Below are 13,604 nucleotides of genomic sequence, written 5' to 3'. Positions count from 1 at the left end.
TTGCATCCGTTGCAGCGGCACCTTTTGTTTTCCGGTGCGGGCTTGGCGCCCGCGAATTCGGCGTCAGTGACGATATTGCTGAATGCGCGTGGTGCGCAGGCCGGCCAGGCCGTGATCGTTGATGGAGGACTGCCAGGACAGGAATTCCTCGACGGTGAGCGTGTAACGCTCGCAGGCTTCTTCCAAGCTCAACAGGCCGCCGCGAACCGCGGCTACCACCTCTGCCTTTCGCCGGATGACCCAGCGGCGCGTATTGGCCGGCGGAAGATCGGCGATCGTCAAGGGGCTGCCATCGGGGCCGATGACATATTTTACTCGGGGACGTATCATTTCGGTCATTGGACTCTCTACACAACGCAAGACCACGTCGGTGAGCCTAGCCGCCCAGTTTTAATATTTGACTAAACAGGCCGCAGCATTTGTTCCCACTGTGGCAACAATCGCATTGCGTGTCCCAAGGCAGGACGAAAAAGGCTTCCCAGCCGCTGAAAAGGCGGTGTTTCAATGGTTGGGCAGCCCCGGCGAAGGCGGTGATCAGAAGCCTTCGCCGCCACGAAATTCGGCGAGCAGCGTGCCAAACATGATCCGCAGGTCGAGCCAAATAGAGAAATTGTCGATGTAATAGAGGTCGCATGCGATACGGGCGCGCGCCTTGCCGGGGCGATCCGTCGGCCCGCGAAGACCGCGCATCTGTGCCAGGCCGGTCATGCCGGGTCGCATCGAATGGCGGCGATGATAATCCACAACCAGGTTCTCGTAAGGAATGCCGGCTGCGAGCATGTCGATCGCGTGGCAACGCGGTCCGACCAGCGACATGTCGCCTTTCAGGACATTCAGAAGTTGGGGCAGTTCGTCGATATTGGCCTTGCGGATGAGGGCGCCGACGCGGGTGATGCGCGGGTCGCCGCGCACCGTCTGGGCGATCCCCTTCGCGTCGCCGAGGTCGGTGCGCATGGAGCGGAACTTGTAGACCCGGAACCTGTGGCCGTCCTTGGCCCAGCGCGTCTGTGTGAAGAGCACCGGCCCGTCGCTGTCGATGCGGATCGCCAGCGCGACGACCAGCATCAGCGGCAGGAGCAGGACCAGTGCCGAAAGGGAGACGCCGATGTCGATCGCCCGCTTTGCCGCGAGCTGCACGCGACGGCTGCCGCTGGATGCAAGGCGGGTGGATCCTGGGCCGGATTTAGGGGGCGAGACAGGTTGCCAAATGCGAGTTGGAGGCGGCTTTTTATGCCGCCTGGCGCCCACCCTGTCGGCGGCGTCGTCATGCAGATCAGGAACACTCAAACCAGCCACCCGTACTCTACCCACCGAAGCCTCGAAGGCAGCGGTGGCCTTTAATAGAACACCTCCCGAGATGAGTCATCAGCCAAGTTAACCTGGCATTAAGAATGAAAAGAACTTTAGAGGTTGCTGTTATGACAGCATTGCCAAGGATAGCTCTGTTTTTCCGGCGCCCAATTCCAGTTGTGCGGTTCCTGCATGCCCGAGTGTCAGGTAATCTCCGCCGGAAAAGGAAAAAATTCCCGTCGCGGACTGTATTTGTGCTCCCCCGGTGATGCCGTTCATCAGAATAAGCGGCTGCGTTGCATTGAGCATCAGGCTGGTCGCATGGCCGGACGACGACAGGACCGCGACATTGAGGGCGACGAGGTACAGGCCGTCTGCTGGCACGACGACCCGGTTGCCGCCGCCGGCAACTGCAGCGCCCAGCGAAAGGCCGCCGTGCGCGAGGGCGAGGGTCGAAAAGCCGCTCTGCTGGCCGGCAATCGGGGTGAAACTGGTGCCGGTGCGGTAGGCACGTGCGGCCGGCTGGTTCGGTTGCGAAACATGGCCGCCGGGCGAGATCGACAGACCCGTTTTCCAGGTTGTCCCGTCGCTGACTTTGACGGAGAACTCGGTGTCGCCAGCCAGGCCCATTTCCGCATAACCCGTCCAGTTCGACTGGAAGAGCAGCGAGGCCGTGTCGGTCGAGGCGGCCTTGTTGACCTTGATCTGGTGACCGTTGCCGGCGTGGTTGAACAGGCTTGCCGGCGAGGCGAGGACGAGCCGGTTGGTGTTATCAGGCGTCGCATTGATGCCGAGTTCGTCGAGGCGGCCGGTCGCGGGCAGGGGGATGTCCTGCCAGAGCGTGCCGGAAAACACTTTCAGTTTTTCGGAAGCGGCGAACCAGGCGCGCCAGCCGACACGTGGCTCTGTAAATGCCCAATAGCCGTCCTGCCAGGAGGCGATGCGTCCCGTCTTGCCGGCCCAGGCGCCGGTCGGTGCGTTCGCGACCAGATAGCAGGCGCCCTCGGCCGGCGCGCCGGGCGGGTTCTCAAGTTCCTCGGTGATCGTCAGCTGCACCAGCGCGTCGAGCCGCAGCAGCGCCTCGTTGTGTGTTACGTGCTTCTGCGCCTGCGAGGGCAGGATGAAAGGCATGTTCAAGTTCGCGGTCGTGTCGGCCATGGCTGTCTCCGTTCGGTCGCCCGGGAGTCTAAGGCCCATGGCGGAGACGGGGAGGCGGAAGCGGACAAGCCTTTGAAAAGCCTGACAGGGGCCTGCGGAAACGTACCCGCTTCGACGCTCCGTGCCTTTGAAGCAACGGATGGGCGTTTCGCCGCATGCAGGCGTCTGGATGTCCTGATTGCGCTTGTCCTTTCTCTCGCATATGCGAATGTGAGCGCGGCGAGAGACAGGGAAAAGCATGCGTTATTCGGCCTATTCGATCTTCAAGGAAGCGCTGTCCGGCAACCGGATGTGGAAGCCCGCCTGGCGCGAACCGCAGCCGAAGCCGCATTACGACGTGATCATCGTCGGCGGCGGTGGGCACGGGCTGGCGACGGCCTATTACCTCGCCAAGGAATTCGGCATCACCAATGTCGCGGTGCTTGAAAAGGGCTATCTCGGCTCCGGCAATGTCGGGCGCAACACGACCATCATCCGCTCCAACTACCTGCTCGAAGGCAACAACCCGTTCTACGAATTCTCGCTGAAGCTCTGGGAAGGGCTGGAGCGGGACTTCAACTACAATGCCATGGTCTCGCAGCGCGGCATGCTCAACCTCTTCCATTCCGACGGCCAGCGGGACGCCTATGCCCGCAAGGGCAACGGCATGCGCATCCATGGCGTCGACGCCGAACTGCTCGACCGCGAACAGGTGCGCCGGAAAGCACCCTATCTCAATTTCGACCATGCCCGTTTCCCGATCATGGGCGCTCTCTACCAGAAGCGCGCCGGCACGGTGCGACATGATGCGGTCGCCTGGGGTTATGGTCGCGGCGCCGATACCCGCGGCGTCGACCTGATCCAACATTGCGAGGTCACGGGCATCCGCCGCGAGAACGGCCTCGTGGTGGGCGTCGAGACGACCAGGGGCTTTATCGGCTGCAACAAGCTGGCGCTGGCGGCTGCCGGCAATACGACCACCGTCGGGCGGATGGCCGATCTCGAACTGCCGATCGAGACGCATGTGCTGCAGGCCTTCGTCTCGGAGGGGCTGAAGCCCGTCGTCGACCATGTGATCACCTATGGCGCCGGCCATTTCTATATATCGCAGTCGGACAAGGGCGGGCTGGTGTTCGGCGCCGAGATCGATTTCTATTCCTCCTACGCGCAGCGCGGCAATCTGCAGACCGTCGAGCATACGATGGAGGAGGGGGTGTCGCTGATCCCCGGCCTGTCGCGCGCCAAGGTCTTGAGAAGCTGGGGCGGTGTCATGGACATGTCGATGGATGGGTCGCCGATCATCGACCGCACGCCGATCGACAATCTCTATCTAAACTGCGGCTGGTGTTACGGCGGCTTCAAGGCGACGCCTGCCTCCGGCTTCTGTTTCGCCCACCTGATCGCCAAAAACGAGACGCATCACGTCTCGCGCTTCATGCGGCTCGACCGGTTCGAGCGCGGTTACACGATCGACGAAGCGGGCCGCGGCCCTCAGCCGAACCTCCACTGAGCAAGATCCCCCATGGCAAGCCTGATCACCTGTCCGCATTGCGGCACCAGACCCAAGGAAGAGTTTTCGATCCGCGGGGCCGCCGCGCCGAAACGCCCTTCACCGATCGCCAAGGACGAGGCCTGGCACGCTTATGTCTATGTGAGGGACAATCCGAAGGGCCGATACCAGGAATATTGGCACCATATCGCCGGCTGCCGCCGTTTTCTGGTGGTCGAGCGCGACAACCTCACCCATGAGGTTTTCGGCGTGACCGACGCTTCGGAATTCAAGTGGGCGGGAGCTGCCGAATGACCTCCTATCGTCTCGGATCGGGCGGCGGGATCAATCGCGGCCAGTCGCTCACCTTCACCTTCGACGGCAGGACCTACAAGGGTTTCGAGGGCGATACGCTCGCCTCGGCGCTGATCGCCAACGACCAGATGCTGATGGCCCGCAGCTTCAAGTACCACCGCCCGCGTGGCGTGGTGACGGCAGGGTCTGCCGAGCCCAACGCACTGATGACGATCGGGTCCGGCGCGCGGGCCGAGCCGAATGCCCGTGCGACGGTAGTTGAACTCTACAATGGTCTCGCTGCCACCAGTCAAAACCGCTGGCCATCGCTGAAACACGATTTTGGCGCCGTGAATGATCTCCTGTCGCCGTTTCTCGGTGCCGGCTTCTACTACAAGACCTTCATGTGGCCGGGCGTGCTCTGGGAAAAGCTCTACGAGCCGCTGATCCGCCGTGCTGCGGGGCTCGGCAAGGTCACGATGCAGGCCGATCCGGACCGCTACGAAAAGTCCTGGGCGCATTGCGACCTGCTGGTGATCGGCGCGGGGCCGACCGGCCTGATGGCGGCGCTTGCTGCCGGCCGGGCCGGGGTGCGGGTCATTCTGGCCGACGAGGGGTTCAGGTTCGGCGGTTCGCTGCTGTCGGAAAGTGCTGCCGTCGGCGGCCAGCCGGCTGCGGAGTTCGCCGCTGAGGTCGTCGAGGAACTGGCCACGCTGCCGAACGTGACGCTGATGCCGCGCACGACCGTGTTCGGCTGGTATGACGACATGGCGTTCGGCGCCGTCGAGCGGGTGCAGAAACACGTGGCCTCGCCATCGCCGGACCTGCCGATGGAGCGGCTGTGGCGCGTCGTCGCGAAGCAGGCGATCCTCGCCACCGGAGCGGAGGAACGGCCGCTCGTCTTCGGCGGCAACGACAAGCCGGGCGTGATGACGGCAGGGGCTGCGCGCACCTATCTCAACCGCTACGGCGTCGCTGTCGGCGGCAAGGTCGCAGTCTTCACCAACGGCGGCTCCGGGTACCGCACGGCTGCCGATCTCCTTGCTCAGGGCGTCGACGTCACCGCGATCATCGATGCGCGGCCGCAATCGGCCGATCCGGTGCCGGATGGCATCCGCATCATCCGCAACGGCTCGGTGATCGCCACGAAGGGCCGACATCGTATCGAGGGGCTGATCGCCGAGCGTTCCGGCTTCGAGGAGGTGATCGGATGCGATGCGCTTGCCGTGTCCGGCGGCTGGTCGCCGGTCGTGCACCTGATGTGCCAGCGCGGTGCCAAGCCCGTGTGGTCGGACGGGAAACAGGCATTCCTGGCGCCTGACGTCGGCGGCGCTTTTGTGGCTGCCGGTTCGGCTGCCGGCCAGACGTCGCTGGGTGATTGCCTGAAGGATGGTTCGGCCAAGGCGCATGCTGCGCTCGACGCGCTGGGCAGGCTGGTGGGGTCCCTCGAAACGCCCGAGGTGGAGGGTGAATACGATCCGTCTTTCGCGCCGCTCTGGTATGTGCCGGGCGCCCGGGACAAGGCTTTCGTCGATTTCCAGAACGACGTGCATGTCGGCGATCTCGGCCTCGCCCAGCGGGAAGGTTTTCGCCATATCGAGCACACCAAGCGTTATACGACCGCCGGCATGGCGACCGACCAGGGCAAGCTCGGCAATGTCAACACGGCCGGCATCGTCGCCGGCATGCGCGGGCTTTCGCCTACCGAGATCGGGACCACCACCTTCCGGCCGTTCTATACGCCGGTCTCCTTCGGTGCTCTTGCAGGCACCGCGCGGGCCGAACATGCCGCCCCGGTGCGTACCTCGCCGCTGCATAGCTGGGCGCGGAAGAACGGCGCGACCTTCGTGGAATCCGGCCTCTGGTACCGTCCCGTCTGGTTCCCCAGGGATGGCGAAAAGACCTGGCGGGAGAGCGTCGATCGCGAGGTGTTCGACGTTCGCGCCAATGCCGGGCTCTGCGATGTCTCCACCCTCGGCAAGATCGAGATCTTCGGGCGAGGTGCTGCGGAATTCCTCGATCGCATCTATTCGAACAGCTTTCTGAAGCTGCCGGTCGGGAGGGCGCGCTACGGGCTGATGTTGCGCGAGGACGGTATCGTCTTCGACGACGGAACGGTGAGCCGGCTCTCCGAAAACCACTATGTGATGACCACGACGACGGCTTTTGCAGCGGAAGTGCTCGCGCATCTGGAATTCTCGGCGCAGACCTTCTGGCCGGAACTCGACGTGCGGTTCGTTTGCTCGACGGATCAATGGGCGCAGATGTCGCTTGCCGGGCCGAAGGCGCGAATCATCATGAGCCGAGTCGTGCAGGACGATATTTCCGATGCGGCCTTCCCGTTCCTCGCCGCCAGGGAGGTCACGCTACGCGGGGGGCTGAAGGCGCGGCTGTTCCGCATCTCCTTCTCAGGCGAGCTCGCCTACGAGCTTGCGGTGCCCGCCGGCTACGGCGAGGCGGTTGCCGACGCGATCATGGATGCGGGGCATGAGGAGGGGATCTGCGCTTATGGCGCCGAGGCGCTCAACGTGCTGCGCATCGAAAAGGGGCATGTCACCCATAGCGAGCTCGACGGCCGCACCACGGCGGACGATGTCGGGCTCGGCCGGATGATGGCGATGCAGAAGCCGGATTTCATCGGCAAGCGGCTCTCCACCCGATTCGGCTTGACCGCCGCCGACCGGCTGCAGCTCGTTGGCTTGAAGCCGGTCGAAGCTGACAAGGAGATCAAGGCCGGTGCGCATCTCCTGAAGGATGGTGCAAAGCCCTCCCTCGCCAACGACCAGGGCTTTGTCTCTTCGGCTTGTTTTTCGCCAACGCTCGGGCATTTCATCGCGCTCGCCATGCTGAAATCCGGGCGCGAGCGGATCGGCGAACGGATCATGGTCTGGGACGGGTTGCGCGGTTCGGAGGTGCTCAGCGAAGTCTGTCCGCCGGTCTTCGTCGATCCCGAAAACAGCAAACTGCATCTCTGAGGGCTGCTTAATGTCGATCAACCTTCTCCACCGGCATGTCCTCGAGGATCATATTTCCGGCTTCGAGACGGATCCCAATCCGAACCACCTCTTGGTCATTCGCCGGCCGATGATCTTCACCGTTCTCGCCCATGAAGGCCAGGGGACAGCCGTCGCCGAGGCCCTGTGGAACGCTCCGGATGTGGCGCCGCGCTTCTGCGGCCCGTCCGAATGGCTTGCCGTGTCGCGGACGGTCGGAGCCGAGACGGTCGCCGGCATGCTGTCCGACATCGCGGGCGCATCCGTGGTCGACCAGAGCGACGGCCAGGTGCTGATGGAAATCTCCGGCCCGAGCGTGCGAAAGATCCTTGGCCGATGCGTGGCGGTCGACCTGCATCCGGAGGTCTTCGAAGAGGGCCGGTCGGCGACGATGTTGTGCTGCCATGTGGCGGCGAATGTCGCCCGCACCGGTGCCGACACGTTCGAGATCGTCGTGCCGCGCTCGTTTGCCGGATCGGTTTTCGAGGAGCTGACGGACATGGGCCGCGAACATGCGCTGACCCGCGGCTTTGCTGACTGAGCGCTGCACTTGCAGGTCGAGGGTTGGATCTGGATTTAACGTTAACCGCGGGACGATCTTTAATTTCGAAAATCGGGCGTCCTGGCTAATTTTTCGACAGAAGCTGCCGGTTTTTTGGAATTTCTGATCTTTGTGTTGCCAGATTGTTGAGAAGTGCTGCGATTTTGTCGGTCTCGCGGCTTTTTGTCTTCACATTCCTTACGAAAACGTTATGGAATGCGCCAAAGAACGTAAGAACCCGCAAGGGGCAAATAAACGAGATGCGACCCTTCCGGGATCGCATCCAGGGGAAAATATATGGAGTATTTTATCCAGCAGCTCATCAACGGGCTGACTCTTGGATCCATCTATGGCCTTGTCGCAATCGGCTATACGATGGTTTATGGCATCATCGGCATGATCAACTTCGCCCATGGCGATATTTTCATGCTTGGCGGTTTTGCCGCTCTCATCGTCTTCCTGATCGCAACCTCCTTCTTTGCCGGCATTCCGGTGGCGTTGCTTCTGCTGCTGATGTTGCTCGTCGGCATGCTGATGACGGGATTGTGGAACTGGACGATCGAGCGGGTCGCCTACCGGCCGTTGCGCGGTTCATTCCGGCTTGCGCCGCTGATTACCGCGATCGGCATGTCGATCGTGCTGTCCAACTTCATCCAGGTGACGCAGGGGCCGCGCAACAAGCCGATCCCGCCGATGGTGACCGACGTCTTCCATATCGGCGGCATCACCATCTCGCTGAAGCAGGTGCTCATCGTCATCATTACGGCGGTGCTGCTGTTCGCCTTCTGGTACATCGTCAACAAGACGCCGCTCGGCCGCGCCCAGCGGGCGACCGAACAGGACCGCAAGATGGCGGCGCTGCTCGGCGTCGACGTCGACCGGACGATCTCGATCACCTTCATCATGGGTGCAGCGCTCGCCGCGGTCGCCGGCGGCATGTATCTGATGTATTATGGCGTCGCCTCGTTCAACGACGGCTTCATCCCGGGCGTCAAGGCGTTCACGGCAGCGGTTCTCGGCGGCATCGGGTCACTGCCGGGTGCTGTTCTCGGCGGGCTTCTGATCGGCCTCATCGAGTCGCTGTGGTCTGCCTATTTCTCCATCGCATACAAGGACGTCGCCACGTTTGCGATCCTCGCTTTCGTGCTGATCTTCAAGCCGACCGGCATTCTCGGCCGGCCGGAAGTGGAGAAGGTGTAACATGACAGCTTCCACCGAAACCGGTCACCCGAACGTGCTTGCCAAGGCGGTACGGGAAGGACTGTTTGCCGGCGTCATAGCCTTTTTCATGTTCTTGCTGTTCGTCGGCATCGAGACCTATCAGGACATCAACAACGCGCTCGTCTGGCGCACCCGCTGGGGTCTGCTGGCGATCTTCGTGGCTGTTGCGGCGGTCGGCCGCTTCCTGACGGTCGGCTTCATCAAGCCGCATGTCGACCGTCGCAAGCTCGCCAAGGCAAAGAGCGGGGTTCTCGAGATTTCCGAGAACAAGAGCTTCTTCCACCGGCATTTCCTCAAGATCGCTCTGGTTTTCCTGCTGGTCTATCCCTTCCTGTCGCTGCTGATCGTCGGCAAGCAGGGCTCGCTGAAATATGTCGACAATTTCGGCATCCAGATCCTCATCTACGTGATGCTCGCCTGGGGCCTGAACATCGTCGTCGGCCTCGCGGGACTGCTTGACCTCGGTTATGTCGCCTTCTATGCGGTCGGCGCCTATTCCTATGCGCTGCTGTCCTCCTATTTCGGCCTGTCCTTCTGGCTGCTCCTGCCGATGTCGGGTATTCTTGCGGCACTCTGGGGGATCATCCTCGGCTTCCCGGTTCTGAGGCTGAGGGGTGACTATCTCGCAATCGTGACGCTCGCCTTCGGGGAAATCATCCGCCTGGTGCTGATCAACTGGACCGATGTGACCAAGGGAACCTTCGGGATTTCGGGTATCGCCAAGGCCTCGTTCTTCGGCATCTGGTCATTCGATACCGGCAGCGCGAACAGTTTCGTCAAGGCCTGGGGCCTGTCGGCTTCCTCGGTCTATTACAAGATATTCCTGTTCTACATCATCCTGGCGCTCTGCATGCTCACCGCCTACGTCACCATCCGGCTGAGGCGCATGCCGATCGGCCGGGCCTGGGAAGCGTTACGCGAAGACGAGATCGCCTGCCGTTCGCTCGGCATCAATACCGTCACAACCAAGCTGACCGCCTTTGCGACCGGCGCGATGTTCGGAGGAATCGCGGGCTCCTTCTTCGCCACCCGCCAGGGTTTCGTGTCGCCGGAGAGCTTCGTCTTCCTGGAATCGGCCGTGATCCTGGCAATCGTCGTTCTCGGCGGCATGGGCTCGCTGACCGGCATTGCCATCGCCGCGGTGGTGATGGTGGGCGGTACCGAAGTGCTGCGCGAAATGTCCTTCCTCAAGGCCGTGTTCGGACCGGACTTCACCCCTGAACTCTACCGCATGCTGCTCTTCGGTCTGGCGATGATCATCGTCATGCTGTTCAAGCCGCGCGGCTTCGTCGGATCGCGAGAACCGACGGCCTTCCTCAAGGAGCGCAGGGCGGTTTCAGGAAGCTTTACCAAGGAGGGCCACGGCTGATGGCTCTCGGAACGACGACAATGACGAACGATACGATCCTCAAGGTAGAGCATCTGTCGATGAAGTTCGGCGGCCTGATGGCCATCAACGACCTGTCGCTGGAAGTGCGGCGCGGCGAGATCACCGCGCTGATCGGCCCGAACGGCGCCGGCAAGACGACGGTGTTCAACTGCATCACCGGCTTCTACAAACCGACCATGGGCATGCTCACTCTGCAGCGCAGGGACGGCAAGGAATACCTGCTGGAACGCCTGCGCGATTTCGAGATCCCCAAGCTGGCCGGCGTCGCCCGCACGTTCCAGAACATCCGCCTGTTCTCGGGCCTGACGGTTCTGGAAAACCTGCTGGTCGCGCAGCATAATGCTTTGATGAAGGCATCGGGCTACACAATCCTCGGGCTTCTCGGCCTGCCGACCTATAGCAGGGCCGTCGATGCCTCGATCGAGAAGGCGAAGTACTGGCTCGACAAGGCCGATCTGACCGATCGCGCCGACGATCCCGCCGGCGATCTTCCCTATGGCGCCCAACGTCGCCTGGAAATCGCTCGCGCGATGTGCACCAATCCGGAACTGCTGTGCCTCGACGAGCCGGCGGCCGGCCTCAACCCGCGCGAATCGGCGGCTCTCAACACGCTCCTGCATCAGATCCGCGACGAGGGTGCGTCGATCCTGCTGATCGAGCACGACATGTCGGTGGTCATGGAGATTTCCGACCATGTCGTGGTGCTGGAATACGGCCAGAAGATTTCCGACGGCTCGCCGGACCATGTGAAGAACGACCCACGAGTGATCGCCGCATATCTCGGCGTCGAGGATGACGAGGTGGAAGAGGTGATTGCGGTAGAACTCGAGGGGGGCAATCACTGATGGCGGCCGAGAACCTTCTGAAAGTCGAGGCTGTCGAGACTTATTACGGCAATATCCGTGCACTCGCAGGCGTCGATGTCGAAGTCAACAAGGGCGAGATCGTCAGCCTGATCGGCGCCAATGGCGCCGGCAAGTCGACGCTGATGATGACCATCTGCGGCAGCCCGCAGGCCCGAACCGGCTCGATCATCTTCGATGGCGAGGACATCACCAAGCTGCCGACGCATCTGATCGCGCGGCGCCGCATCGCCCAATCTCCCGAAGGCCGGCGCATCTTTCCGCGCATGACCGTCTACGAGAACCTGCAGATGGGGGCCGGCCTCGACAACCTCAAATATTTCAACGAGGACGTCGAGAAGATCTTCACGCTCTTTCCGCGCCTCAAGGAGCGCCAGAGCCAGCGCGGCGGCACCCTTTCGGGCGGCGAACAGCAGATGCTATCGATCGGGCGCGCGCTGATGGCCCGGCCGAAGCTGCTCCTGCTCGACGAACCTTCGCTGGGCTTGGCGCCGCTGATCGTCAAGGGCATTTTCGAGGCGATCAGGAAGCTGAACAAGGAAGAGGGCCTGACCGTCTTCCTCGTCGAGCAGAACGCGTTCGCGGCTCTGAAGCTCTCCGACCGTGGCTATGTGATGGTCAACGGCAAGGTGACGATGAGCGGTTCCGGAAAAGAACTTCTCGCCAATCCGGAAGTGCGCGCCGCTTACCTTGAAGGTGGACGGCATTGATCGCAAGGGTTGTACTTTTGGCGGCCGGAGGAATTTAGGATGCAGGGACTGTTTTTCGAAAGCGACAGCGGCGTGCGTTACCTCTTGCGTTTCCTCGTGCTGATCATCGGTTTCTGGACTGCCTGGCGCTCGGGCAAGGCCGCCGCCGAGGGCTGGAACGGCTATCCGACGGTGGTGGTCTATACACTGCTACTCGGCGTGGCGATGCGTTTTCTGCACTATGCGCTGTTCCAGGGGCCGTTCATCAGCCCGTTTTACTACGTCCTCGACGTGATCGTCCTGCTCGTCTTTTCGAGTGCCGGATTCCGCATTCGCCGGACACGCCAGATGGTGCAGAATTACTATTGGCTCTACGAGCCGACTTCGGCTTTCTCCTTCAAGAAGAAAGATTGACAGCCGCACTTTTCTGTTCTCAGATTAGCTCGGGTTGAAATCATAAGTAACCTAGAGTGGAACATTTCCGGCGCAGTGATGGTGGGTATTGCGTCCGGTCTCGAAAAATCAGCTCACCTAAAAAATTGGGAGTAACTCGATGAAGAAGTCTCTTCTTTCCGCGGTTGCGCTGACGGCCATGGTCGCCTTCAGCGGTAGCGCATGGGCCGACATCGTTATTGGCGTCGGCGGTCCGCTCACGGGTCCGAACGCCGCCTTCGGTGCGCAGCTCCAGAAGGGTGCCGAACAGGCAGCAGCCGACATCAATGCCGCCGGCGGCATCAACGGCGAAAAGATCAAGATCGTCCTCGGCGACGACGTATCGGATCCCAAGCAGGGCATCTCGGTTGCCAACAAGTTTGCATCCGACGGCGTCAAGTACGTGGTTGGCCACTTCAACTCGGGCGTGTCCATTCCGGCTTCCAAGGAAGTCTATGCCGAAAACGGCATGCTGGAAATCACCCCGGCTGCGACCAACCCGGTCTTCACCGAGCGTGGCCTGTGGAACGTCTTCCGTACCTGCGGTCGTGACGACCAGCAGGGCGGCGTTGCCGGCGCTTACCTCGCCGACAAGTTCAAGACCGCGAAGATCGCCATCATCGACGACAAGACGCCTTACGGTCAGGGCCTTGCCGAAGAGACCAAGAAGGCAATGAACGCCAAGGGCCTCAAGGAAGTCATCCGCGAAGGCGTCAACGTCGGCGACAAGGACTTCTCGGCTCTCATTTCCAAGATGAAGGAAGCCGGCGTCACGATCATCTACTGGGGCGGTCTCCACACCGAAGCCGGCCTGATCATCCGCCAGGCCAAGGACCAGGGCCTCAAGGCAACGCTCGTTTCGGGTGACGGTATCGTCTCCAACGAACTGGCTTCGATCGCCGGCGACGCCGTCGCAGGCACGCTCAACACCTTCGGCCCCGACCCGACGCTGAACCCGGCCAACAAGGACCTGGTTGCCAAGTTCAAGGCAGCCGGCTTCAACCCGGAAGCCTACACGCTGTATTCCTACGCAGCCGTGCAGGTCATCGCTGCCGGCATCAAGGCAGTTGGCAAGGCCGACGACGCCGAAGCCGTTGCCAAGACGCTGCATGAAAAGGGTCCGTTCAAGACCGTTCTCGGCGACATCGCCTTCGACGCAAAGGGCGACCCGAAGATCCCGGGCTATATCATGTACGAATGGAAGAAGGGTCCGGACGGCAAGTACAGCTACTTCCCGCAGGGCTGAGCCGTTATCGGCAACCGTA

13 protein-coding genes are annotated in these 13,604 nt (G+C 61.9%); 10 read left to right on the top strand and 3 right to left on the bottom strand.

Translation table 11 applies throughout. The features are described from left to right. Positions 1–63 precede the first annotated feature (63 nt). The 3 genes from sciP to RG540_RS13945 all read right to left on the bottom strand — a co-directional run bounded on the left by sciP (position 64) and on the right by RG540_RS13945 (position 2,448). A complete protein-coding gene (gene sciP, locus RG540_RS13955; RefSeq protein WP_018327815.1) occupies positions 64–339 on the bottom strand; it encodes a CtrA inhibitor SciP in 276 nt (91 codons plus the stop codon). Positions 340–534: 195 nt separating this feature from the next. Beyond that, a complete protein-coding gene (locus tag RG540_RS13950; protein WP_407668825.1) occupies positions 535–1,287 on the bottom strand; it encodes a sugar transferase in 753 nt (250 codons plus the stop codon). 129 nt (positions 1,288–1,416) lie between these two features. Continuing rightward, positions 1,417–2,448 carry a DUF2793 domain-containing protein gene (locus RG540_RS13945; protein ID WP_038588961.1) on the bottom strand — a complete coding sequence of 344 codons (1,032 nt, stop codon included), beginning with the start codon at positions 2,446–2,448 and terminating at the stop codon, positions 1,417–1,419. A 238-nt stretch (positions 2,449–2,686) separates the two neighbouring features. On the opposite strand from RG540_RS13945, the gene RG540_RS13940 reads away from it, so the two are divergent. The 10 genes from RG540_RS13940 to RG540_RS13895 all read left to right on the top strand — a co-directional run bounded on the left by RG540_RS13940 (position 2,687) and on the right by RG540_RS13895 (position 13,585). Next, positions 2,687–3,937 (top strand): sarcosine oxidase subunit beta family protein, encoded by a 1,251-nt coding sequence (locus RG540_RS13940; protein WP_038588959.1) that lies wholly within the window; start codon positions 2,687–2,689, stop codon positions 3,935–3,937. A gap of 12 nt (positions 3,938–3,949) precedes the next feature. Further along, on the top strand, positions 3,950–4,231 hold the full coding sequence (locus RG540_RS13935; RefSeq protein ID WP_038588957.1) for a sarcosine oxidase subunit delta: 282 nt from the start codon (positions 3,950–3,952) through the stop codon (positions 4,229–4,231). Further along, positions 4,228–7,185, top strand: coding sequence for a sarcosine oxidase subunit alpha family protein (locus tag RG540_RS13930; RefSeq protein WP_038588955.1), 2,958 nt, complete (start codon positions 4,228–4,230; stop codon positions 7,183–7,185). The genes RG540_RS13935 and RG540_RS13930 overlap by 4 nt, the downstream gene beginning before the upstream one ends. A 10-nt stretch (positions 7,186–7,195) precedes the next feature. After that, positions 7,196–7,744, top strand: coding sequence for a sarcosine oxidase subunit gamma (locus RG540_RS13925; protein ID WP_038588953.1), 549 nt, complete (start codon positions 7,196–7,198; stop codon positions 7,742–7,744). Positions 7,745–8,041: 297 nt separating this feature from the next. Continuing rightward, positions 8,042–8,944 (top strand): branched-chain amino acid ABC transporter permease, encoded by a 903-nt coding sequence (locus RG540_RS13920; RefSeq protein WP_038544603.1) that lies wholly within the window; start codon positions 8,042–8,044, stop codon positions 8,942–8,944. A gap of 1 nt (position 8,945) precedes the next feature. Continuing rightward, entirely contained in the window at positions 8,946–10,334 is a 1,389-nt protein-coding gene (gene livM / locus RG540_RS13915; protein WP_038588951.1) for a high-affinity branched-chain amino acid ABC transporter permease LivM, read from the top strand. Next, positions 10,334–11,200 (top strand): ABC transporter ATP-binding protein, encoded by an 867-nt coding sequence (locus RG540_RS13910; RefSeq protein ID WP_038588949.1) that lies wholly within the window; start codon positions 10,334–10,336, stop codon positions 11,198–11,200. The genes livM and RG540_RS13910 overlap by 1 nt, the downstream gene beginning before the upstream one ends. After that, positions 11,200–11,928 (top strand): ABC transporter ATP-binding protein, encoded by a 729-nt coding sequence (locus RG540_RS13905; protein WP_038588946.1) that lies wholly within the window; start codon positions 11,200–11,202, stop codon positions 11,926–11,928. Before RG540_RS13910 ends, RG540_RS13905 begins: the two co-directional genes overlap by 1 nt. 39 nt (positions 11,929–11,967) lie before the next feature. Next, a complete protein-coding gene (locus RG540_RS13900; protein ID WP_038588942.1) occupies positions 11,968–12,321 on the top strand; it encodes a DUF6867 family protein in 354 nt (117 codons plus the stop codon). Between the two features lie 139 nt (positions 12,322–12,460). Then, on the top strand, positions 12,461–13,585 hold the full coding sequence (locus RG540_RS13895; RefSeq protein WP_038588940.1) for a branched-chain amino acid ABC transporter substrate-binding protein: 1,125 nt from the start codon (positions 12,461–12,463) through the stop codon (positions 13,583–13,585). Positions 13,586–13,604: the final 19 nt, after the last annotated feature.

This window comes from Neorhizobium galegae bv. orientalis str. HAMBI 540 (genome assembly GCF_000731315.1).
In the GTDB taxonomy this organism is placed as follows: Bacteria; Pseudomonadota; Alphaproteobacteria; order Rhizobiales; family Rhizobiaceae; genus Neorhizobium; species Neorhizobium galegae.
Note: the sequence above shows the minus strand (reverse complement) of the source record. Positions and strands in the feature narration are given on the sequence as shown.